This is a genomic window from Rubrobacter calidifluminis, assembly GCF_028617075.1.
GTDB classification, from domain to species: domain Bacteria; phylum Actinomycetota; class Rubrobacteria; order Rubrobacterales; family Rubrobacteraceae; genus Rubrobacter_E; species Rubrobacter_E calidifluminis.
The window spans coordinates 88,213-108,076 of the sequence record NZ_JAQKGV010000004.1; the positions used below are offsets into that span (position 1 = coordinate 88,213).

A 19,864-nucleotide genomic window follows, 5' to 3' on the forward strand; every position below is an offset into this window, starting at 1 on the left:
AGGGGATCTCAGCCTTCGGAGCGTACCCTGCAGGTGCGGGGGTGGCTGTTCAGGCGCACCGCCTGGTAGAACTCCCCGCCCGCGCAGGGGAGGAGCTTCATCCCGTAGGCCTCGAAGGAGGATACGTACTCGTCCTCCGTACCGTCCGGGAATTCGATGTATACCGGCCCCTTCCCTTCCTTCAGGTAACGTCTGGCCAGATCCCGCCACAGGTGCGCTTCGTACACGCCGAGCCGGTCCTCTTCGAGGAAGGGAGAGATTATCCGCACGTCTCTCCTCCTGTGCTCGATGAGCTGCATGTACCAGGCGCTCACGCCGTCGGTTATGAGCGTGGAGTGAAGGGGGAGCTCTGTGGAGAGGACCTCTATCTTCGTCTGGACGATGTGGTCTTTCGAGAGGTTCACGGCACGGTAGGTGTGGGCGGCGGCCGTCGCAGCAGGGGCTAACGTCAGCAGCAGGACCAGAGCCGCCGGCGCCCACACGAACCTCCCGATCATGAGCCCGAAACGCCGCAACCCGTGCAGGAGGTCCGTGATCTTCGCCAGGCCCTCCGCGGTGAGCAGGGTTGCCACCAGGTAGGTCTCTATGAAGTAGACCCAGATGTCCGGGATGTCGTACTCCAGATCGAAGAGCAGCCACCCGCAGAAGAGCACCGCGAACATCGCGAGCACGGGACGATCCCGGCGGGCCAGGCTCAGCAGGCCGATCAGGGCGACGGGCAGGAGCACCGGAGGGAACTGGTGCAGGAGGTGTGAGAGGTAGTACTCGAGGCGCCCGGGGAGCTGTCCGGGGCCGAAGACGAACATCTGGGCCCGGAACGGTCCGCCGGTCATGAACGAAAGGATCTCCCGAGGCGTTGAGAGCGGGTAGGTGCTGAGCGGAGGATGAGCGGCGGCCCGCAGCGGGATATAGAGGTAGGGGAGAAGGCCCAGGAAGAACATGCCCGTTCCCCCGAGCCACAGCTTGAGGCTGCGCAGCCTCGTGCGGTCCGCCGAGTACACGAGCGCGAGCCCCGCGGGAAGCAGCATGCCGCTCGTCAGGTGGTTGGTCAGGGTGAGCCCCGAGAGCAGCGCGGCGGCGAGCAGGCTGCGATCCCGGCGTTTCCGGTGCCAGTGGAGCAGCGCGAGCAGCACCAGGGCTATGAGGAGGGCGTTCAGGATGTAGACCTCCGCGATCACGGCCTGGCTCCAGAAGGCCGGGCTCACCCCGAACAGCAGGGCCGCCGCGGCGGAGGCGAGGACGCGCCCGGTCAGCAGGCGCGCCACCAGGAAGAGGACGAAGACGGCCGCTGCGGCGTAGACCGCGGAGGCCAGGTTGATGCGGTAGGCCTCGTTCCCGAAGGGTAGATACGTGAAGAGCTTGCCGAGCAGCATGTACGTGGGATAACCCGTTGGTAGGGGGATGCTGAGGTAGGGGATCCTGATCTGGAAGAGCCCGGAGTCCGCGAGCCCGTCGACCAGGTTGCGCTGCAGGGGACCCGGGGCCAGTGTCTTCAGGTACAGCAAAAAAGATACCAGCGCGGCCGTTAGGCCCGGGATCAGGTGTGGTACGCACTGTCTGAATCTCATCGCAGGGTGCGGAAGACGTATACCCTTGGCCCCCCGTGCTTCCTGACGATTCGGTCCTTAGAAAACTCTCCAGTTACGTGCACGCTCTCGTAGAGCGGGGAGCCGCCGTAGAAGAGTTTTTCGTGCAGAAGCACGTAATTGCGCCGGATTCCAGGACTCAAATGAGGACTGTGGCGCCCGTGTACGTCGTCCAGGTATACCAGGTATCTGTACCTGCCTCTGCGTATCATGCTCCGCAGGACGCCGGGGTTGATCCTGCAGGCGTCGAGGGCCGTGCGCCTCGCCGTCGGATGATGATCAAGGTAGTAGGAGAGATCTGCGCTCGAGCAGTAGGCGAGCAGCGAACGAGGGTGGTTCTCGCTGGCGTGCACGGCGTAGGAGACCGCCTCCCGCAGCTGTTGCTTCTGGGGGGCCGTGTAGTAGTGGACCCCGAAGATGAGCTCTCCCAGAAGCAGCCCCCCGAAACACAGCACCGCCGCCGGACGCACGAAACTCCGTCCCGGTCCCGAGGTGATCCGTACCAGCGCCCTCGCCACGAGCAGGTAGGCGGCGGGCAGCGATCCTATCAGGTTGCGCTCGGTGAGCAGCGAGGTGGATGAGAGGGCGGAGAAGACGGAGGTGGCCGTGAAGGGAGCTAACAGCCACGCCCCCAGTAACGGGCCCTGCAACCCGGTTCTCTCCTTTCGCCGGTGTTCCCACCACCCGAGCGGCAGGTAGCAGATGAGTCCCCAGCCGATGAGAGCGATGACGAGCGAGCCTCCGAAGGCGAAGGTCAGATACTGCGCGAAAAAATCCGCCTTCGGTTTGGGCATCCAGGAGACGGCTCCACGGTTGTTGGTGAACTGGTGGGCGAGGAAGGGAAGCCAGGGTACGTAGGCGAGCGCGACCGGGATGTAGGGCACCAGCGCCCTGACCACCCGCCTGCGGGCGAGGACGAGGAAGGCTACTCCTTCCAGGATGACGAGCAGGAGTCCGAAGTAGTGTACGTAGGCGCAGAGGACGGCGCTGACCACATAACCCGCGGTGTCCGGGAGTGGGAGTTCGCCCTTCGTCCTCAGCTCCTGCAGCATCCCCCACCAGAAGTAGACGGTGAGGATGGAGAGGAAGAGCAGGACCGAGTACGCTCTCACCTCCTGGCTGTAGTATACGAGAGCCCACGACACCGCAGCGAGCAGCGCCGCCGCGAGCCCTTCCCGGTCGGAGTAGAGGCGTCGCCCGAGCAGGAATACGGCGGGCACCGAAAGGATCCCGGCCACCGCGGAGGGAAGCCTGAGTGCCCAACCGCTCTCTCCGAAAATCTGCTTGTCGAGGTACAGGAGGACGTAGTAGCCCGGTGGCTGGGTATCCGTGAAGGCGCCGCGCACCGCCTCGAGCACGCTGTGGCCGCTCAACCGCCAGCTCGAGAGTTCATCTCCCCAGAGTGACTGGGTCCCCAAATGATAGAGGCGCAGCCCGGCGGCCAGTACGACGATGGCCGTGAGCACGAGCAGCGTCTTCGCCTCTCCGGCGAGCGTTTTCTCAGGCTTCACGCCCGTTTGGAGAACCTCCCTCCGTTCGCCTGATTTAACAGGATAGATAACGCTGGCGTATACGAAGCCGGGAGCCCAGGGTTTCACCCGACCGAGTCGCGGAGTAAAGGAACGATGGATGCGCCATTGAGCAGAGGCTTCCCGTTCCTGCCGTTCACAGGAACCTGGAGAGTGGGCGATGCTGGGGTCGAACCAGCGACCTCTGCCGTGTGAAAGCGGTGCGGGAGTTTTCAGGAGATCTCTGCACTTTACAAAATGCCTGCAAAAACGCGATATTTGCAGGCTACGGCTCTTCCTGAGTTTTCAGATTATTCACCCCGGTTGCTGCACGGTTGCTGCACCCCATCCTCCGGCCTCTTTCAGGTCGAAAAGCACCCGTGCACCGCTTGCGATCGTCAGGGAGGGGATCGGAGATGGGGCAGACCGAAGCTCCCGGAGGGCCTCTCTGTGCGCTTTGGCGAAACTCCGGTAACTCGCGTAACTCCAGTCCGGATTTCTCTCGTTCCACAATCGCCATAATGCTTCGTATGGAGGTCGGTTGCCGTTCTTGTCGGTGTGGCTCTCTACGAACTTCAAGACTTCCAGTCTTCGCAGCGAGAGGGGGCGGTAGTGCTTTCCGCGCACTTTTCGCTGTGCGTTGCGGTATACGCACTCTACCGCTTCCGGCGGCACAGCCGGCGAGGCCTCCAGGATTATCCGGCCCAAAACACGCTCACCGCGACTGGGTTGAATCGAAGCTCCGCTCTTGTTGGTCAGCTCGTAAGTCACCCGGATTTGGTTAACCCGGATCTGGTTCGCATGCGGAGGTTCGCCGGTGAGTATGAACCGCGCGGCAGCTTCTTCTTCCCAGCCGTACTCCTCTGCAAACCAGTTACAGGCCTTACGAAGCTCGTGTGCAGCCCGGGCTACCCAGCTTGCGAGGTCGTCTTGGCCTTCTTCTGGGGACTTGTCCGCAGCCGCGATGAGCCGCATGACTTCCTCCGGGTGGTCGGATAGACCCGTTTCACGCAGGAGCGGCCGCAGAGGCGCCACGTCCCTCTCCGCCCACATCGCCTGGATCTCCGCCAGGCTCGTGGCATGACCATCCTCTATGGTTTCGATCTCCGCCGGGATGGTACGCTTTTTTATCTCCCCTCCACTCCCCGTCCCGCCGGGGTAAGCCCGAGTCAGCGCGTCTATCTCGTTGATGATGATCTCGACAGCCCTATCCCGGTCGTCCTGAAGGCAGGCATCTTCAACATAACCCCGCTTCCGCAGGTAGTCCCTTGTTGGCTCAGGAACTTTGCCATCACCCTTTTTCGAAGCCCTGAGTCGCTTCTCTACCAGTTCCCACAGCGTCTGTTCGTTCATGTGTCCATTTAATTTATTTCTAATGGACACAGTATAAAGCACGCGCGTGCAGGAACACTCACGAAATTTTTAGGAGACTCCATGCTGAAAGAAAACATAGCGCAAGAGTGGATCAGCTATCCAGATGCCGAGCGATACTCCGGGCTCTCTCACACGACATTGTGGCGATACGTTTCTTCTGGCGAGATCAAGAGCGCGCGCGTCGGACGAAGCGTGCGTATCCATCTTCCAAGCCTCCGCGAGTTCATGGAAGAGCGCGCGTCGAGCAAATAAAAAGCCCCGAAGGGGACTTCAAATGCTTGTACTCGATGATCATCAAGAAACACTGCTCATGCTGCGCGACTATCTGAGCAGACATCCCGAGCTCGAGCCCGGGCCGGAGGAGCTCGCTGAAAAGCTCGACGTGGACGTGTTCGCAGTTAGCGTAGCGCTCGAAGCGCTGCGTGATGATGAAAGCGAGCTGCTCGCATGAGCGCACGAACACTCGCAGTAGCGCGACGCTATCTCGAGCGTGGTTTCGCGGTGGTCCCGATCCCGGCCGGCGAGAAAGCCCCAAGGATACCGGGCTGGCAAGAGCTCAGGCTCAAGCCGGAGGACCTGCCGAAGCACTTCTCCAACGGTGCCAACATCGGGCTGCTGCTCGGGAAGGCTTCCAATGGGCTGGCGGATATCGACCTCGACGCCGAAAAGGTGTTGAAGATTGCGCCGCGGTTCCTCCCCCCGACGCTCACCTCGGGCCGCGACTCGAGGCCGCATTCGCACTGGTGGTACTGCTCGCCGGGGGCAGCGAGCCGGGACTGGAAGGCCCCGGACGGCGCAAAGCTCGTGGAGCTGCGCTCGACGGGGCGTCAGACGGTCGTACCGCCGAGCGTTCATCCGTCTGGCGAGAGATACGTCTGGCATGGCGGAGAGCTCCAGGAGATAGGCGCAGAAGAGCTCCACCGCCGGTGCCGGGAGCTCGCCACCGCCGCTCTGATAGCGCGGCACGTGCCACCGCACCGTGACGCGGGCGGAGGAGGACGGCACGAGTTCGCGCTGGCGCTGGCTGGCTTCCTACTCCGTCCCGGCCGGCTCGATGCGGAGCTCGTGGAGAAGCTTCTTCTCGCCGCTTGGGATGCCGCAGGCTTCCCGGACGAGCGGGCCCGCCGGGAGGCGCACGGCGATATCCAGCGTATCGTCTCCGACACTGCGCGGAAAATCGCGGCCGGGGATCCGGCCACTGGCGGGCCGGCGCTGGAGGAGATGGCGCCGGGCCTGGTGCATACGCTTCGTTCGTGGTGGGTGTGGACGCGGAGCGATGCCCGTGAGCGTGGGACCGGAAAGACAGCCTGTGTCACGCCGCTCGATGCCGTGGAGCCGGAGGAGGTTTCGTGGCTCTGGCCGGGGCGGATCCCGCTCGGGAAGATCACGCTGATAGACGGGGACCCGGGTACCGGCAAGAGCGCGATGACCACGGACCTCGCCGCACGCGTGACGCGGGGTAGGATGTGGCCTGACGGCGCACAGTGCCCGGCTGGCGGCGTGGTGCTTCTCTCGGCGGAGGATGGCCTTGCGGACACCATACGTCCGCGTCTGGACGCAGCCGGAGCGGACACGTCAAAGATACTCGCACTTACTGCTGTCCGTGACGAGAGGGGCCACGAGCGCCAGTTGGCGATCCCGGAGGACCTGGATCTCATCGAAGATGCCGTCCGGAGCGTGGGCGCGCTACTCGTGGTCATCGACCCCCTCATGGCCTATCTCGCCGGGGATGTCAACAGCCATCGTGACCAGGACGTGCGGCGGGCCCTGGCCCCGCTCGCCCACCTGGCAGAGAGAACCGGGGCGGCTGTCGTGGTGGTGCGCCACCTCAACAAAGCTCAGGGAGGGAACCCGATATACCGCGGCGGAGGAAGCATAGGCATCGTGGGCGCGGCCCGGGCGGGGATGCTCGTCGCCAAAGATCCAGAAGACGAACGCCGGCGCGTGCTCGCACCGGTGAAATCGAACCTCGCACCGCCCGCTCCCTCGCTCCTCTTCTCGCTCACACAAGCACATAAGAGCGGGGCCGTGCGTGTGGAGTGGCACGGAGAGAGCAACCACGACGCAGCCTCCCTGCTCTCCGCTCCGCAAGACCCCGAAGAACGCTCCGCGCTCGACGAAGCGAAAGAGCTACTCGGCGAGCTGCTCGCAGACGGCGAGGTGGAGGCCTCCGCTGTGATGGCCGAAGCACGGAGAGCGCAGATATCAGAGCGTACCCTCAAGCGCGCAAAACGCGAGCTGGGGATCCTCTCAGAACGCCGGGGAGATTGTAACAAGCGCGGAGGGGGAACCTGGTTCTGGAAGCTCCCGGCGATTAAGAGTGCCAAACCCAAACCTTGGCACTCTAAATCGGAAACGGACCGTACTGACGCAGAGAATTCCGCTTATTCAAGCCAAAAATCCGACCTCGGATTAAGGGTGCCAACGATTAAGGGTGCCAAACCCCCTGGCACTCTTAATCAAGTAGCTACAAATCGTTACGAAACTTCCGGGGAAGACGAAGACCTCCCCTGCCGCGTTCACGGCGAGCGGCAGTGTGAGGACTGCTGGCGGCGCGTGTGGCGCCTGGTCCACGAGGGCATGAGCGAGGACTGGGCAATCGCGGAGGTGATGCAGACGAAAGAGGAGCTGTTCTCATGACAGAGGGGGAGGGGGTGGTCGTTAGTGCCGAAATGCCCGGCGATCACGCGCTCCGGAGGGCCCTGTAAGGGGGTCGTTCCACCGGGCGCTACCTACTGTGTGGCTCACGACCCAGCCCGCAGGGAAGAGCGCCGCCGCAACGCACGGAAGGCGGGCCGGGCCCGCTCGAGAGGCGAGCTCAAGGACGTGAAGGCGTGGCTGCTCAAGCTCGCCTCTGACGTAGAGGAGGGCCGGCTGGATCCCAGGGTGGGCTCTATCGTCTCGCAGATACTCAACGTCTTCTTGAGGAGTGTGGAGGTGGAACGAAAGATCAAAGAGACCGAAGAGCTCGAGGAGCGCCTGGAGGCTTTGGAAGGCGTCCTGAAGAGGAGGAAGGCAGGGTGAGCAGCAAGAACGGCCTCGGCAGGCTCTACGACCGCCTGACTCCTGACGAGAGGTTCAGGCTGGATGTGGAGGCCGTCTCGCGTGGCGACGAGGCGGAGTCCAGAAGGCTCGTGGATAGTTGTCCAAGAAAGACCTACACCCAGAACGACGATGCCTTTGTCAGAAGGTGCGAGGCGGCCAAAGACATCACGCTGTGTTTGTGCATAGACCTCTTGGGGCGTCTCGGCAGGCTGGATGCGGTGAGGGCCCTCAGGGAGACCCTGCCCTATGGGCGCACGGTCTTCACCAACGAGATCCACACAGCCTACCTGCAAGGGCACGAGGCAGGAAGCCGCTACGCCTGGGCGCGGGCGGGGAAAGAAGGAGACCCGCCAGGCTGGATGTTCCGGGAGCTGGAAGACGGCTCCTTTGAAACCGACGAAGAGGCAGCGGACCCGGCCATAGAGAAGGCCCTTGAAGCCCTGGAGAAACGTCTCGAAGAGGCGGACATCATGCCTCCTCTGTTCGAGAAGCTGGAGCACGAGCTCGCATTAGAGGCCGCGGCCATCTGGCAGGCTTTCACCCTCTTCTGCCGGGAGGAGCTCGCTCTGGAGCCCGAGAAGCTCGTCAAGGTGTGGATGGAGCCTGCGCTCTCAGCGATAGAAGCCCACAGAGAAGCTCTGGACAAGACCCGGGCAGGGCGGAAGGAGGTGGAGGAGTGCCGACACACTCTGGGGGAGGTCTGGAAAAGGGTTGCCTGATGGGACCATGCTCCCGGCCGTAGCGGCCAGTTTTGGTGCGGTTCTGCCAGGTGCGCTCCGAGACCTCCGCCTCTTTCGCTATCTCGGCGGAGGTCTTCATCCCGCAACGGTTGCGAGGTTAGGATGCCTGCCGTCCCTGCGGCGCGATGATCAGGCTCTCTTGCTTGAGCTACAATAGGGAACGTGGAGAAACGCTCGGAAACAATGAGAAGGTTCGCGGTAGCCATACACCCAGACCCCGAGGATGGCGGCTTTGTCGCCTCCATACCCTCTCTCCCCGGCGTCTACGGGCAGGGAGAGACCGAAGAGGAGGCGCTCGAAGACGTCAAAGCCGCCCTCGAATTCACTCTGGAGAGTATGGCCGAACGCGGGGAGGAGCTCCCTGCCGGAGATGAGATCGTCCGCGAGCTGGCAGTCTAGAAGCCTTGCCGCCGCTTCCACAGCTCTCCGGCGATGAGGCGGTAAAAGCATTCGAGAAACTCGGCTATGAGAGGGTGAGGCAAAAAGGATCCCACATCCGTCTCATCTAGGGCGAGCCCGGGAGAAAACCACTCACCGTGCCGCGAAAGAAGGAGCTCAAGCGGGGTATGCTCCGCTCCCTGATCCGGGACGCCGGGATCTCCGTCGAGGAGTTCATAGAGCTTCTGTAGACGACGCCGTAGGCCCTCGAGCACGCGCCCGGTAGAAAGGGGCTATCTCCTCTAAGTACCTCTTTATTTTCTGACTCCCTAATCTTGTCAAGTAACACTTGATTAATCAATAGATACTTGATAGAATCCTGGAAAATCCGGTAAACTGCGGCGATGGTCAAGGAGGCTGATCTGAATAAGGTGGAGGTGCCGGAGCAGTTCGAGGTCCTGGATGCGGAGGCGCTGGCCCGGCGTCTGGGATTGAGGAGGCAGACGGTACAGGCTTACATGGCTCGTGGCTGGTGGCATCTGGTTCCGCGTCCGAACCGGAAGCTGGCCATGGGACCGATCTGGTACGAACAAAGCGTCCGGGAGTGGGAAAGGAGCAGGGGCAAAGATGGGTAAGCGCGGCAACGGAGAGGGTTCTATCTACCCCGTCAGGGACAGAAGCGGCAGGGTAAAAGGCTACCGCGGGGCCTACTTCGTGCACACGGCGGAGGGGCCCAAGAGGCGCTACGTCTCCGGTAAGACCCGCAAGGATGTTTCCGAAAAACTCGCCAAAGCCCTCAGCCAGCGTGCAGATGGTCTCCTCTTCGATGCTGGCGCCATGACGGTCGGGGAATATCTGGAGCGGTGGCTCGAGGACGTGGAAGGCACGGTGCGCCGGAGCACCTTCGAGAGGTACGGATATGCCGTACGGCCCCATATAAAGCCCGCGCTTGGCAAGATGAAACTCAAAGATCTCACCCCGGCACACCTGCGCTGGTTCTACCGGGAGCGGCTGGACTCCGGACTCAGTGCCGCCACGGTGCACAAGCTGCACGTCGTCTTGCACAAGGCGCTCTCCCAGGCCGTCTCCGATGGTCTCATACCACGCAACGTGGCCTCCGGGATGAAGCCGCCCAAGATCCACCGGGAAGAGATCAGCCCTCTCACAGAAGAGGAGGCCCGCCGCCTTTTGGAAGCCGCCCGTGGAGACAGGCTGGAAGCCCTCTACGTGCTCGCCCTCTCCACCGGGATGCGCATGGGAGAACTCTTGGCCCTCGAGTGGGAGGATGTAGACCTGGAGCGCGGCCTGTTGCGTGTCCGGCGCACCCTCACCCAGGCGAACGGATCCTTCATCCTTGGGGAGACAAAGACAAAGAAGAGCCGGCGCACCATCCGGCTCACGTCCGGTGCCGCCTCAGCGCTCAGGGCCCACCTCTCCCGCCAGCTGGAGGAGATGGAGCGGATGGGGTCCCTCTACGAGCCCGGCGGGCTCGTCTTCGCCACGGAGACCGGCACCATCATCAACCCCTCCAACCTGCGTAACCGCTCCTTCAAGCCGCTACTGAAGCGGGCAGGGCTGCCGCCTATCCGCTTCCACGATCTCAGGCACACCTGCGCCACCCTGCTGCTCTCCAAAGACATAAACCCGAAGATAGTCTCGGAGATGCTCGGGCATTCCTCCATCAGCATCACCCTGGACATCTACTCCCACCTTCTGCCGGATATGCAGGAGAAAGCCGCAAAAGCCCTCGAGGAGACGCTCGGCTGACCATCTCCTTGCAGCTACGATGAATGATTGAGAAACCGTGAGAAACGACAGGGAAACAAAGATGCACGGGACGTTCACGGCCATATTCGAGCGTGGGGAGGACGGGTGGTGGGTCGCCACCTGCCCGGAGGTTCCCGGGGCCATCACCCAGGGGAAGACCATCGAGGAGGCCCGGGAGAACCTCAAGGACGCGATAGAGCTCGTGCTGGAGGTCATGCGGGAGGATGCCGAGCGTGAACTTGAGGGCAAGGAAGGCGTGATCCGCGAGACCCTGGAAGTTCGAAGCGCCGCGCGCTCATCGAGCACCTCTCCGAGCACGGCTGCATCTTGGGAAGAGAAGGAACGGAAGGCACTCCATCTACCAGAACCCCGCACCGGCAAGCGTACCAGCGTCCCGCGCCATACGGAGATAGACAACCTCACGGCACGCAAGATCTGTGAGCAGCTGGGGATCCCGGCCCCCTGAGATCATTCTCCGCGTTGCTGCACGGTTGCTGCACAGAGGCCCCGGCTCGAACCGGGGCCTCTGTGCCGTTCGCTGAATTTTTCCTGCAAATCAGCGCCTTTACAGAGTGGGCGATGCTGGGGTCGAACCAGCGACCTCTGCCGTGTGAAGGCAGCGCTCTCCCGCTGAGCTAATCGCCCCTGGGACCGTGAAAATATACCATCCGAAGGTGCGTTTGTTAAGCTCGCGCAGAGCTCCGTGTGTCGGATACGGGGTACGGTGCGGAGATATAATGCCCCGGATCCCTTGAATCTGCGGCGGGAAGGAGCGTGAAACGATGGAGAGAGGAGAGGGCGCGGAATCCGGGAGCCTGGAGCAGGTCGTAGAGGGGCTGCGCTCGCTCTCCGGGGAGGTGGAGTCGTGCGCCGTGCTCTCACCGGGAGGTGAGCTTCTCTACTCTTCCCACCTGGAGGGGGTGGAGCGTGAGAGAGTCGGTGCGGTGCTGCGGGCGCTCTCAGAGGCCGTGCGGGACGCGGCGCGGCGCAACGGCAAAGAGCGGGCCGAGCGGGTCAGGATCAGGACGGAGCTGGGGTGTCTGCTCATAGTGTCGCTCGAGAACGGCGGTGCCCTGTTCGCGACCACCTCTCCTCAGGCCCGTACCGGTCTCGTGCTCTACGACATGCGCAGCATCAGGGGGGAGTTGGTGAAGGCGATGAGAGGAGGCCGGGGTTGAGCGGTCGGAGGGAACTGAGGTTGCTGCTCGCCGGCGCGCTGGCCGGCGGCGCCCTGGTCGGGCTGGCGGCGATCGGGAGGTTTCGATCGAAGGGCGAGGTCGCCGGGGAGGAGGTCGAGATCACCTTCGAGGACGGCACGACGTATCTCCCGGACCCAGGTTCCCCGGAGAGCCGGGAGCTGGCCGGCATGGCCGACAGGGTGCTGGAGGTCGGGGTCTGACGAGCCGACCGGCGGAGCTTACAGGCGCCCGCTACAGGTGTACAATCTCGGACATTATGGCTACCATAGTGCTCGCTGACGACGATCCCGAGGTGCTCGAGATGGGGGCCGAGGCCCTCGAGGATGCCGGGTTCAAGGTCATCAAGGCCCCCGACGGACAGAGAGCCCTGCAGGAGGCTCTGGGCCGCAGGGTCGACCTCGTCGTGATGGACGTCTCCATGCCGCAGGTCGGCGGATTGGAAGCCTGCCACTGCCTCAAGGCCATGCCGAAGACCGCGAGGATACCTGTCATCCTCACAGCCGCGAAGAAGGACCCCGCGGCGAAGGCCATCTCCGAGAGAACGCACGGGTCGGTGCGCATCCTGCGCAAGCCGTTCTCGGCGGATCAACTCGTCGAGACCGTGCGCGGGCTGGTCCGCCCGAAGCTGTTGCTCTGAGCATCCCACCCCTGCCGTGGAGTTCGGACGGGAACTCTCGCTGGACGAACTTCCCTACCCGCCGCTCTTCAGGCTCGTCGGGCGGCACGGGGAGGAGGTGTTCGCCGAGACGGAGGTCGGCGGCAGGCCGGCCAGGGTGGGGGCGCTCTTCTCCGGGAGAGATCTCGCGGGGGACTTCGCAGCCTGTGCGCGGGGCAGCGAGCTCGATGCCTTCGCCGGGCTCTGGCCGGAGCCTCTCGAAGGGTGGGGGGAGGTGGAGGAGTATGCCTCGGCCGGGGAGGACTATCTGATGGTCGTCACGGAGGAGGGGGCCGGCATCTTCTTCGCCGAAGACGTTCTGCACCTCGTGGCGGAGAGGAGGGTCGAGCTGCCTTTCCCGCTGTACGTGCTCACCGATGAGGAGGGTGTATCCCCACTCGTCTCGGTACAGAGCGGAGGGCGGGAGGTGCTCGTGGCAGCCCTCTTCAGCTCTCCCGAGAAGGCGCTCGGGTTCCGGGAGCGGGCACCCCGGCTCGATCTGCCGGAGTACGTGGGGAAGATCCAAAACCCCGAAGGACTCTCCCGGCATGCCATGATAGCCCGCCGGGCGGGGGCCGACTACGCGGTGGTGGACCCCGAGGGCGGCTCTTCGGAAGCCATACCCATCGAGGAGCTGATCACCTGACGCGGACGAGGGTGTTGTACCCTGTGTGGGGACAGGACAGGTCGTCTTCGATCCGCCGGAGGAGGCACGCTTGGAAAACAGACGCTTCAGCGAGAGGGCATCGCAGGGACCGCGCGAGGACGTTCCGGACCTCTCCCGCGCGCTGGCCCGCCACAGCTTCGTGACCATCTCGGCCAAGCTCGGCAATGATGTCGCGGGGTTCATCTGCGACCGGGACGCCTCCGGGATACTCATCGACGTCCGGGACCCGAGTGGTGACCCGATCGGGTACCAGTTTTTGCCCTGGGGCAGCATCGAGCGGGTGACCATCGAACCGTGACCCTGCTGCCTCCGGTGCTCGAGACGGGGCGTCTGATCCTGCGTCCGATGACCCTCGAAGACGCACGGGACGTCTTCCTCTACGCCTCGGACCCTGAGGTGACCCGCCACGTCATGTGGGAGACGCACCGCTCGCCCGAGGACTCCAGACGGTTCCTGCAGCAGGTGGTGGAGGGGTACGCGAGGGGAGAGCTTCTGTGGGGCGTGGTCCTCCGCGAGGAACACAGGCTCATCGGCTCCTGCGGCTACGATGGCTCCTGGGTGCGGGAGCACCGCCGGGCCGAGATCGGGTATGTCCTCTCCCGGGATTGCTGGGGGAAAGGGTACATGACCGAGGCGGTGCTCGAGATGATCCGCTACGGCTTCGAGAACATGGGCCTCAACCGCGTCATCGCCCGGTGCTTCGCCGAGAATAGGGCTTCAGAACGCGTGATGCAGAAGGCCGGGATGACCTTCGAAGGCACCCAGCGGGAGCACGTCTTCGTGAAGGGAGCGTACCGGGACCTGAAGCTCTACTCGATGTTGCGCCGGGAGTTTTCGTTTTAGCCGGAGCTCATAAGGACCTCGCCCGGGCGTGCTCCTCGAGGACCGAGAAGAGGAGCGAGACGTCCTCCCCGGTGTTGTAGAGATGCGGGGAGATGCGCAGGGAGTCTCCCCGCACGCTGACGTGCACCCCGCGTGAGGCGAGCTGCGTCGGGAGGTCCTCCGGGATGGGCGGCTCGAGCCTTATCCCGAGCATGTGCGGGGCGCGAAGGGCCGAGGGTGTGGGTTCCATGCCGCGCTCGACGGCCTCTTCCTCGATGAGGGCCGTAATGGAGGCCAGCGTCTCCGCGATGTTTCCGACCCCCCAGGAGAGGATCTGGCGCAGCGCCTCCGCGGCCATCGGCAGCAGGACGAAGTTGCTCCTCTCACCCGCGTCGTAGCGCCGGGCGCCGGGCTGGAAGTCGTCCCGGTAGTCGACCAGGTGCGAGAAACGCTCGCTGCCCGCGCGGTTGATCCAGTTGTGCTCTATCGGGGTGCCGGAGCGATACTCCTCGGAGACCCACAGAAAGCCCACGCCGTAGGGGCCGAGCAGCCACTTGTACGAGGCGGTGGCTAGGAAGGCCGGACGCACCTCCTTCACGTCGAAGGGCATGGCTCCCAGGGACTGGATGCCGTCCACCACCAGGGCCGCCCCGACGGAGCGTGCTTCTCCCCCGACCTTCACGAGGTCCAGCAGGGTGCCGTCGGTCCAGTGGCAGTTGGTCGCCACGACCACGGCCGTGCTCTCGTCGATCTCTTCCAGGACGGCCGGCGTCCAGACCCCGTCCGGGGGACGGCGCACGACCGACAGGCGGGCACCTTTTCGCCGGGCGAGCTCCCTCCAGCAGTAGTAGCTCGAAGGGAATTCCTCCTCTAGCACCACGATCTTCTGCCCACTTTCGACCGGGACGTTCGCCGCCGCGACGGCCATCCCGTAGCTCACGGAGGGGACGATCGCTACTCCATCCGGGTCTCCGCCTATGAGGCGGGCGAATAGCGAGCGTACCTCCTCGCAGCCGGTGAAGTAGTCCTGTGGGGTTATCTGCCAGGGGTGGGAGGTGCGCTCCAGCGCTTCCTCCGCGGCCCTGCGGGCGGCGCGTAGAGTCGGGGACATGTACGCGCAGTTCAGGTAGGCCACCCCCTCCGGGATGTCGAAGAGGTCTCTCTGCGGGCTCAACCTCATCCGCTCTCCTCCTTCTCTCCCTAGCCGAGTGTCCGGAGCATGCGCCCTGCTGAGATCATAACGCCGCCCAGTACGGCGGGGATGCCGCCGCCCGGATGCACGGAGGCGCCGACCCGCCACAGCCAGCCTGCCCGGCGGTCTCTGTAGGGCGGGGTGTGGAGGGGGCCGGACCGCCAGACCGGCCTCACCCCTCCGTAGAGCGCCCCGCCGGGGCTGCCCCACCGTTCGAAGTAGCGCGGGTCGAGGATCTCGTGCTCCGAGAAGAGATCGGAGAGGGTGGACTCGAGCCGCAGGAGATCCGAGATCCTCCGCATCTCCCGCGCGACGAACGGGTGGTTGATCGTGTAGGACCCGCCGTCGGGTGAAGCGGTGAGCAGGAGCGCGAGGACCGCCCTGTCGTTCGGGTACGGTTCTCCCGGTGGATGGTGGTTGAGGAAGGCCATCGTCTCCCGCGGTTCTGTTCTGGTCTTCAGGCTGCGGTATAGCTCCGGGGGGTCGGAGGGGAGGATCACCGAATGGGTGGCGACCTTCTGAGATATCTCCCTGTCGAGCGCGGCGTAGATGGCCACGCCGGAGCAGGAGAGTTTCGCCGGGGGACGCACCTCTCGCCCGAGGAGCGTCTCGAGCCTGGAGGCGTCGAGGGCACCGACCACGGCATCCGCCCGGTAGGTTCTGAGGCTGCTCCTCACCGCACCGGATGCTATCTCCGTTGCCGGCTCCCCGGTGCGGATCTCTACTCCAGCTCGCCGGGCGAGCCGGGCCAGCGCGCGCACCACCTCGTAGACCCCGCCGCGCGGAACCCGCACGCCTTCGCGCGCCATGACCGCCGGCATGCTCGCGTAGAGGGCGGGGGTGCGGTCCGGTGGCACCCCGGCATTGAGGGTGTGTATCTCCAGTATCCTGCGCAACCCTTCTGGCAGCCAGTTCAGCGAGGCGAGGTAGCCGCTGGTCGTGAGGTGAGCCCCGTAGAGACGGGCCAGGCGTGCCAGGGAGGGCAGGATGCGCCCGTCGAGGGGGTCGGTGTAGAGCAGGTGCTCGATGTCGGGGCCGAGGGCGCCGTGGAGGGCTTCGAACCTCTCCCACGCTTCGTGCCAGGGGTGATCATCCGGTACGGGGAGCGGGCAGACCTCATCCCGGAAGTAGTAGCGACCTGCCTCGGGCAGACGGATCATCTCCAGCGCGGCGATCTCTTCGCCCTCACCTTCCGAGCCCCGGTTCCAGCGCCTGAGGTACTCCCGCCACACGCCGGGGAAGGTGAACAGCGAGGGGCCGGTGTCCACCCGCTGCCCCCCGACCGAGATACGACGGCTCTTGCCGCCGAGATGCTGCGAGGCCTCCAGCAGCGTGACCCGGTGGCCGGCGCGGGCCACGAGCGCGGCCGCGGCGAGACCGCCTATCCCGCCTCCCACGACCACCACCCGGCTCATGGATAGAGTCCCAGGGAGAGCGCCGCCACGAGCTGCACCCCGGCCACCGTCCCGGCGACGTACGGAAAGGCGATCGAGTACCGGTAGAGCCGGTGTCCGGTCCGGGATGAGGGTGCCCTAGCGAGCGAGAACAAGAGAAACCCGGCGATGAAGGCGTTGACGAGCGCCACGGGCAGGTTGATGCGCGCGAAGCAGACCGTCGAGAGCAGCCACAGCGCCCCGCTCCAGAGGACCACACCCCGCGGCCCGAGCACGACGGCGGTGGTCCGTATGCCCGCCCTGCGGTCTTCGTGGATGTCCTGCACCGCGTCGAAGGTGTGCTTCGCCGCGCTCCACGCCATCAGCCCGAGGGCGGCTCCCCAGAGCACGCGCTCCCCGAGCGCGAGCGGGACGAAGACGAGCGGGAAGGCGTAGGCGGCGTTGCTCAGCGAGTCGAGATAGGGACGGGCCTTGAAGCGGACGGGTGGTGTGGAGTAACCGACGAAGAGCGCCGCGCAGGCGAGGAGCCAGATGAGAGAAGATGCCGGGAGGCTCCGGGAGAAGTAGAGCAGGAAGGGGAGGTTCGAGAGAGCGATCGAAACCCAGATGGGACGTACATCCGAAGAAGTTATCCGGGCTCCCTCGAGGGAGCCCTTGCGCGGGTTGATCTCGTCGGTCTTCCGGTCGAAGATGTCGTTCACGCCGTAGATCAGAAGGTTGAACGGCAGGGAGAGCCACAGCAGCACCGGAAGGGCCTCCGGCCGCCACAGGTGCCCGCCGAGCCACATCCCGAGCACCCCGGTGCCTGTGGTGTTGAGCCACAGCACCGGCCGCGAGACCTGGATGAGGCGGGCCAGCACGACGGCTACTATATACCTGTCGGCGGGCGATCCGTGTGTGATCTGAAACTTTTTGTGCGGGTGGGGTGTTCTATGGGTGTGGGAAAGAACGGAACAGCGGACCCTCTCGCCGCCCGGCTCGCCGCCGGGGACCCCTCGGCCCCCGGCGAGCTCGTCCGCAGACACTACGCGGAGCTCTACCGCTACGGCGCCTTCCTTTTGGGCCCCGGGGAGGCGGAGGATGCCGTGCAGGAGTGTTTTGCCCGCGCTTTCGTGGCGCTCGGACGCTATCCAGAGGGCAGGATCCGGGCTCTCGTGCTTCGTCCCTGGCTCTACCGCATCCTGCTCAACGTCTCGCGCAACCACCGCCGGGACGGACGCCGGGAGATCGCGGTGGCGGAGATGCCCGAGCGTGAGGACGGGTGGCGCGGGCCCGCACGCGAGGAGGTGATGGACGTGCTCGACGCGCTGGCCTCCCTCCCCGAACGCCAGCGGACGGCCGTGACGCTCCGCTACCTCCAGGGGCTTTCCTACGCAGAGCTCTCGGAGACGACCGGATGGCCCGTGAATACCTGCAAGACGCTCGTGCGGCGGGGGAAGGCCCGCCTTGCGACCAGGCTGAGGAGCGAGGTGTAGACCTATGGAATACGAGGCTGAAATCCGTACGCCACTCGAGCGGTTGGGCGCGGTTTTCTCACCACCCCTGGACGCCGGTGACGTGGTTGAGAGCATCCTCGAATCCGGGACGGACGCGCTTCTCCTCTGCCCGTCCCCTGTTGGTGAGGTCTTCGTCGGGGTGGGAAAGAGCGGGGTGCGCCTCGTGCGCCGGGCCGACGTCCCCGCGGAGGAGTTCGCCGCCTGCTACCGGCGGCGCTTCAGGAGGCTGCTGCGGTGGGCCGACGATGCACGGCTTGGGCGGATGGTCTCCGCGGCCCTCGCCGGGGAGGGAACGGCACCCGTGGACATCTCGCATGCCACCTCCTTCCAGCGGCGGGTGCTCGAGGTGGTGAGCGGGATCCCCCGCGGCGAGGTGCGTCCCTACTCCTGGGTGGCCCGGGAGGCGGGCAGCCCGCGGGCCACCCGCGCGGTCGGCAACGTCATGGCCTCCAACCCGGTGCCGCTCATCATCCCGTGCCACCGGGTGGTGAGAAACGACGGCAGCACCGGGAACTACGCCTTCGGATCTCCGATCAAGAGACGCCTTCTGGCATCAGAAGGGGTTCCCGTGGAGCAGATCGCGGGTTCCCTTTACGTCGCCACGCCCACCACCGGCGTCTTCTGCCACGCGACCTGCCACCACGCCCGCCGCATAAAACCGGAGAACCGCAGGCCCTTCCGCTCGGCGCGGGAGGCGTCGGACGCCGGATATCGCCCGTGCCGGGTGTGTCGCCCGGTGGTTGCCTCCTGAGGACGAGCCCGGCAGACCTTTCTGGAATTGTGCTGATCTTCCGGCGAATTGGATATAATTGTTTCTAAAGCCGTGTGTATCATCAGGATCCATACAGGGCTTGCCAGAAGGGAACGCGAGGAAGGTTGGGGACGGGATCTCCGATGTCTGCCGGTGCTGAAGTATCCGGGAACCCGGAGCTCGAGCGGGTACTGCTGGGGCTCGAGGGCGAGTTCGAGCTCATGAGGATCAGGGAGTTTGAGAGGAGGCTGTCGTTCGAGTGCTCGTTGCTCTCCCTGGAACTGGAGCTGGCGGGCCAGAGGAGGAGATCCCTGCCCGGGGGCAGGATGCGCTGGCTGAGATCTCCGCGCCGCTACTGGCGTTTGCGGTGGGGGGAGGGTCGCATCATGTTCAGGCACTGGATCCTTGAGAACCGTCTCAAGTGGTGTAGGGAGATCGCCTCCGAGATAGAGTTCGGGCTTCGTATGAGGGGTATGGGAGGCCGGGAGACGCCGCAGGACGTCGCGCGCTAACATGTGTTGGTGAGCCTGCCAGAGAGCCTGCGGCCGAAGAACCTGCCACCGGTCGTGTACGGCTGTGCCTTCTTCTTCTGCGCCTCCTTCTTCGCGACCAGGTTCGCCGCCGTTCCAGGGCGCTGGATGCTGTCCTATATCGCGACGGTGGCGATGGCTCTACCGGCGGTTCTTGCCCTGGTTGGAGCCTTCGGGGTCTGGCGGTCGGCCCTCGCTCTGGGTGCGGTTTCGGCCTTCGGGTATGTGGTGGAGAGCGTGGGGGTGAGCACGGGATTGCCCTACGGGAGCTTCGCCTACGGTGAGGAGCTGGGTCCGAAGGTACTGGGGCTCGTGCCCTTCATCCTGCCCGTCTCATACGTACCCCTCGTCGTCGGCGCTGCGGCGGCCTCGTTCGGGAAGGAGCTTCCGGCACGGGTGGCCTCATCGGCCGCGCTGCTCATGCTCATCGACGGTGTGCTCGATCCCGGGGCCGTCGCGCTGGGATTCTGGAGCTGGTCCTCAGGAGGCACCTACTACGGGGTCCCTTTCAGCAACTACCTCGGCTGGTTGCTCTCCGGGAGCGTGGCCTCTCTGATCCTCTTTGGCACCCTCCGGTGTCGGAGGGTGCCGGACGACACCGCCGATAGCGTGCTCCTCTCGCTGGCCTTCTGGGTTGGCGTCGATCTCTTCGCCGGGCTTTACGGGGCGGCTCTGCTCGGGGTGTTGCTGGGCGTTTTCTTCCTGTACAGGCGTAGTACAGGGTGAGATTTCACAGAAGCGGACCCGTACAACGTTAAAT

Annotated in this window: 25 protein-coding genes, 1 tRNA gene and 1 pseudogene; 20 read left to right on the forward strand and 7 right to left on the reverse strand. The window is 64.7% G+C overall.

Annotated features, from left to right (window positions below):
• Positions 1–8 precede the first annotated feature (8 nt).
• The 3 genes from PJB24_RS04505 to PJB24_RS04515 all read right to left on the reverse strand — a co-directional run bounded on the left by PJB24_RS04505 (position 9) and on the right by PJB24_RS04515 (position 4,447).
• Positions 9–1,505 carry a protein O-mannosyl-transferase family gene (locus PJB24_RS04505; RefSeq protein ID WP_273843169.1) on the reverse strand — a complete coding sequence of 499 codons (1,497 nt, stop codon included), beginning with the start codon at positions 1,503–1,505 and terminating at the stop codon, positions 9–11.
• A 59-nt stretch (positions 1,506–1,564) separates the two neighbouring features.
• Positions 1,565–3,097 (reverse strand): glycosyltransferase family 39 protein, encoded by a 1,533-nt coding sequence (locus PJB24_RS04510; protein ID WP_273843171.1) that lies wholly within the window; start codon positions 3,095–3,097, stop codon positions 1,565–1,567.
• A 312-nt stretch (positions 3,098–3,409) separates the two neighbouring features.
• The gene (locus PJB24_RS04515; RefSeq protein WP_273843172.1) at positions 3,410–4,447 is read right to left on the reverse strand and encodes a hypothetical protein; all 1,038 of its coding nucleotides are present in this window, start codon (positions 4,445–4,447) and stop codon (positions 3,410–3,412) included.
• Between the two features lie 81 nt (positions 4,448–4,528).
• Here PJB24_RS04515 and PJB24_RS15885 point away from each other — a divergent pair, with 81 nt between their 5' ends.
• From PJB24_RS15885 to PJB24_RS04555, 10 genes and pseudogenes are all read left to right on the forward strand, one after another.
• Entirely contained in the window at positions 4,529–4,720 is a 192-nt protein-coding gene (locus tag PJB24_RS15885; protein WP_420541892.1) for a helix-turn-helix domain-containing protein, read from the forward strand.
• 22 nt (positions 4,721–4,742) lie between these two features.
• Positions 4,743–4,919, forward strand: a complete 177-nt coding sequence (locus tag PJB24_RS04520; protein ID WP_273843174.1) for a hypothetical protein — start codon at positions 4,743–4,745, stop codon at positions 4,917–4,919.
• Entirely contained in the window at positions 4,916–7,108 is a 2,193-nt protein-coding gene (locus tag PJB24_RS04525; RefSeq protein WP_273843177.1) for an AAA family ATPase, read from the forward strand. Before PJB24_RS04520 ends, PJB24_RS04525 begins: the two co-directional genes overlap by 4 nt.
• 99 nt (positions 7,109–7,207) lie before the next feature.
• Entirely contained in the window at positions 7,208–7,492 is a 285-nt protein-coding gene (locus PJB24_RS04530) for a hypothetical protein (RefSeq protein ID WP_273843179.1), read from the forward strand.
• Positions 7,489–8,232 carry a hypothetical protein gene (locus PJB24_RS04535; RefSeq protein WP_273843181.1) on the forward strand — a complete coding sequence of 248 codons (744 nt, stop codon included), beginning with the start codon at positions 7,489–7,491 and terminating at the stop codon, positions 8,230–8,232. Before PJB24_RS04530 ends, PJB24_RS04535 begins: the two co-directional genes overlap by 4 nt.
• A gap of 183 nt (positions 8,233–8,415) precedes the next feature.
• On the forward strand, positions 8,416–8,652 hold the full coding sequence (locus PJB24_RS04540) for a type II toxin-antitoxin system HicB family antitoxin (RefSeq protein ID WP_273843183.1): 237 nt from the start codon (positions 8,416–8,418) through the stop codon (positions 8,650–8,652).
• Positions 8,653–8,657: 5 nt separating this feature from the next.
• A pseudogene (locus PJB24_RS15830) lies at positions 8,658–8,882 on the forward strand (type II toxin-antitoxin system HicA family toxin).
• 180 nt (positions 8,883–9,062) lie between these two features.
• Complete coding sequence (locus tag PJB24_RS04545) at positions 9,063–9,266, forward strand: hypothetical protein (protein ID WP_273843184.1); 204 nt, start codon at positions 9,063–9,065, stop codon at positions 9,264–9,266.
• Positions 9,259–10,398 carry a tyrosine-type recombinase/integrase gene (locus PJB24_RS04550; protein WP_273843186.1) on the forward strand — a complete coding sequence of 380 codons (1,140 nt, stop codon included), beginning with the start codon at positions 9,259–9,261 and terminating at the stop codon, positions 10,396–10,398. The genes PJB24_RS04545 and PJB24_RS04550 overlap by 8 nt, the downstream gene beginning before the upstream one ends.
• Before the next feature lie 61 nt (positions 10,399–10,459).
• Positions 10,460–10,864 (forward strand): type II toxin-antitoxin system HicB family antitoxin, encoded by a 405-nt coding sequence (locus PJB24_RS04555; protein ID WP_273843188.1) that lies wholly within the window; start codon positions 10,460–10,462, stop codon positions 10,862–10,864.
• Positions 10,865–10,971: 107 nt separating this feature from the next.
• On the opposite strand, the gene PJB24_RS04560 is transcribed toward PJB24_RS04555, so the two are convergent.
• Positions 10,972–11,043, reverse strand: a tRNA-Val gene (locus tag PJB24_RS04560).
• A gap of 137 nt (positions 11,044–11,180) precedes the next feature.
• Between PJB24_RS04560 and PJB24_RS04565 the strand changes: the two genes are divergently transcribed.
• The 6 genes from PJB24_RS04565 (at position 11,181) to PJB24_RS04590 (ending at position 13,762) form a co-directional block, all read left to right on the forward strand.
• Positions 11,181–11,576 carry a roadblock/LC7 domain-containing protein gene (locus tag PJB24_RS04565; protein WP_273843190.1) on the forward strand — a complete coding sequence of 132 codons (396 nt, stop codon included), beginning with the start codon at positions 11,181–11,183 and terminating at the stop codon, positions 11,574–11,576.
• Positions 11,573–11,797: a hypothetical protein gene (locus tag PJB24_RS04570; RefSeq protein WP_273843192.1), complete on the forward strand. Its 225-nt coding sequence runs from the start codon at positions 11,573–11,575 to the stop codon at positions 11,795–11,797. The genes PJB24_RS04565 and PJB24_RS04570 overlap by 4 nt, the downstream gene beginning before the upstream one ends.
• A 56-nt stretch (positions 11,798–11,853) precedes the next feature.
• A complete protein-coding gene (locus tag PJB24_RS04575; RefSeq protein ID WP_273843194.1) occupies positions 11,854–12,234 on the forward strand; it encodes a response regulator in 381 nt (126 codons plus the stop codon).
• Between the two features lie 16 nt (positions 12,235–12,250).
• A complete protein-coding gene (locus PJB24_RS04580) occupies positions 12,251–12,898 on the forward strand; it encodes a hypothetical protein (RefSeq protein WP_273843196.1) in 648 nt (215 codons plus the stop codon).
• 70 nt (positions 12,899–12,968) lie between these two features.
• Positions 12,969–13,217, forward strand: a complete 249-nt coding sequence (locus tag PJB24_RS04585; RefSeq protein ID WP_273843198.1) for a hypothetical protein — start codon at positions 12,969–12,971, stop codon at positions 13,215–13,217.
• Complete coding sequence (locus PJB24_RS04590) at positions 13,214–13,762, forward strand: GNAT family N-acetyltransferase (protein WP_273843200.1); 549 nt, start codon at positions 13,214–13,216, stop codon at positions 13,760–13,762. The genes PJB24_RS04585 and PJB24_RS04590 overlap by 4 nt, the downstream gene beginning before the upstream one ends.
• A gap of 7 nt (positions 13,763–13,769) precedes the next feature.
• On the opposite strand, the gene PJB24_RS04595 is transcribed toward PJB24_RS04590, so the two are convergent.
• Genes PJB24_RS04595 through PJB24_RS04605 form a run of 3 tightly spaced genes read right to left on the reverse strand, consistent with a single transcriptional unit; the run spans position 13,770 to position 17,187 of the window.
• Positions 13,770–14,921 carry an aminotransferase class V-fold PLP-dependent enzyme gene (locus PJB24_RS04595; RefSeq protein ID WP_273843202.1) on the reverse strand — a complete coding sequence of 384 codons (1,152 nt, stop codon included), beginning with the start codon at positions 14,919–14,921 and terminating at the stop codon, positions 13,770–13,772.
• Positions 14,922–14,941: 20 nt separating this feature from the next.
• Entirely contained in the window at positions 14,942–16,348 is a 1,407-nt protein-coding gene (locus PJB24_RS04600) for a phytoene desaturase family protein (RefSeq protein ID WP_273843204.1), read from the reverse strand.
• Positions 16,345–17,187 carry a UbiA family prenyltransferase gene (locus tag PJB24_RS04605; protein ID WP_273843206.1) on the reverse strand — a complete coding sequence of 281 codons (843 nt, stop codon included), beginning with the start codon at positions 17,185–17,187 and terminating at the stop codon, positions 16,345–16,347. Before PJB24_RS04605 ends, PJB24_RS04600 begins: the two co-directional genes overlap by 4 nt.
• 72 nt (positions 17,188–17,259) lie before the next feature.
• On the opposite strand from PJB24_RS04605, the gene PJB24_RS04610 reads away from it, so the two are divergent.
• From PJB24_RS04610 to PJB24_RS04625, 4 genes are all read left to right on the forward strand, one after another.
• Positions 17,260–17,802 (forward strand): RNA polymerase sigma factor, encoded by a 543-nt coding sequence (locus PJB24_RS04610; RefSeq protein ID WP_273843208.1) that lies wholly within the window; start codon positions 17,260–17,262, stop codon positions 17,800–17,802.
• Positions 17,803–17,806: 4 nt separating this feature from the next.
• Positions 17,807–18,574 carry a methylated-DNA--[protein]-cysteine S-methyltransferase gene (locus PJB24_RS04615; protein ID WP_273843210.1) on the forward strand — a complete coding sequence of 256 codons (768 nt, stop codon included), beginning with the start codon at positions 17,807–17,809 and terminating at the stop codon, positions 18,572–18,574.
• A gap of 143 nt (positions 18,575–18,717) precedes the next feature.
• The gene (locus PJB24_RS04620; RefSeq protein ID WP_273843212.1) at positions 18,718–19,086 is read left to right on the forward strand and encodes a hypothetical protein; all 369 of its coding nucleotides are present in this window, start codon (positions 18,718–18,720) and stop codon (positions 19,084–19,086) included.
• Between the two features lie 9 nt (positions 19,087–19,095).
• Positions 19,096–19,830, forward strand: coding sequence for a carotenoid biosynthesis protein (locus PJB24_RS04625; protein ID WP_273843214.1), 735 nt, complete (start codon positions 19,096–19,098; stop codon positions 19,828–19,830).
• Positions 19,831–19,864: the final 34 nt, after the last annotated feature.

What these genes read in the sequence shown, in the direction of transcription:
- PJB24_RS04615 (WP_273843210.1), top strand. Translation starts at nt 17,807, where the DNA reads ATGGAATACGAGGCTGAAATCCGTACGCCACTCGAGCGGTTGGGCGCG.
- PJB24_RS04595 (WP_273843202.1), bottom strand. Translation starts at nt 14,921, where the DNA reads ATGAGGTTGAGCCCGCAGAGAGACCTCTTCGACATCCCGGAGGGGGTG.
- PJB24_RS04565 (WP_273843190.1), top strand. Translation starts at nt 11,181, where the DNA reads ATGGAGAGAGGAGAGGGCGCGGAATCCGGGAGCCTGGAGCAGGTCGTA.
- PJB24_RS04600 (WP_273843204.1), bottom strand. Translation starts at nt 16,348, where the DNA reads ATGAGCCGGGTGGTGGTCGTGGGAGGCGGGATAGGCGGTCTCGCCGCG.
- PJB24_RS04525 (WP_273843177.1), top strand. Translation starts at nt 4,916, where the DNA reads ATGAGCGCACGAACACTCGCAGTAGCGCGACGCTATCTCGAGCGTGGT.
- PJB24_RS04620 (WP_273843212.1), top strand. Translation starts at nt 18,718, where the DNA reads ATGTCTGCCGGTGCTGAAGTATCCGGGAACCCGGAGCTCGAGCGGGTA.
- PJB24_RS15885 (WP_420541892.1), top strand. Translation starts at nt 4,529, where the DNA reads ATGCTGAAAGAAAACATAGCGCAAGAGTGGATCAGCTATCCAGATGCC.
- PJB24_RS04610 (WP_273843208.1), top strand. Translation starts at nt 17,260, where the DNA reads ATGGGTGTGGGAAAGAACGGAACAGCGGACCCTCTCGCCGCCCGGCTC.
- PJB24_RS04550 (WP_273843186.1), top strand. Translation starts at nt 9,259, where the DNA reads ATGGGTAAGCGCGGCAACGGAGAGGGTTCTATCTACCCCGTCAGGGAC.
- PJB24_RS04515 (WP_273843172.1), bottom strand. Translation starts at nt 4,447, where the DNA reads ATGAACGAACAGACGCTGTGGGAACTGGTAGAGAAGCGACTCAGGGCT.
- PJB24_RS04575 (WP_273843194.1), top strand. Translation starts at nt 11,854, where the DNA reads ATGGCTACCATAGTGCTCGCTGACGACGATCCCGAGGTGCTCGAGATG.
- PJB24_RS04555 (WP_273843188.1), top strand. Translation starts at nt 10,460, where the DNA reads ATGCACGGGACGTTCACGGCCATATTCGAGCGTGGGGAGGACGGGTGG.
- PJB24_RS04520 (WP_273843174.1), top strand. Translation starts at nt 4,743, where the DNA reads ATGCTTGTACTCGATGATCATCAAGAAACACTGCTCATGCTGCGCGAC.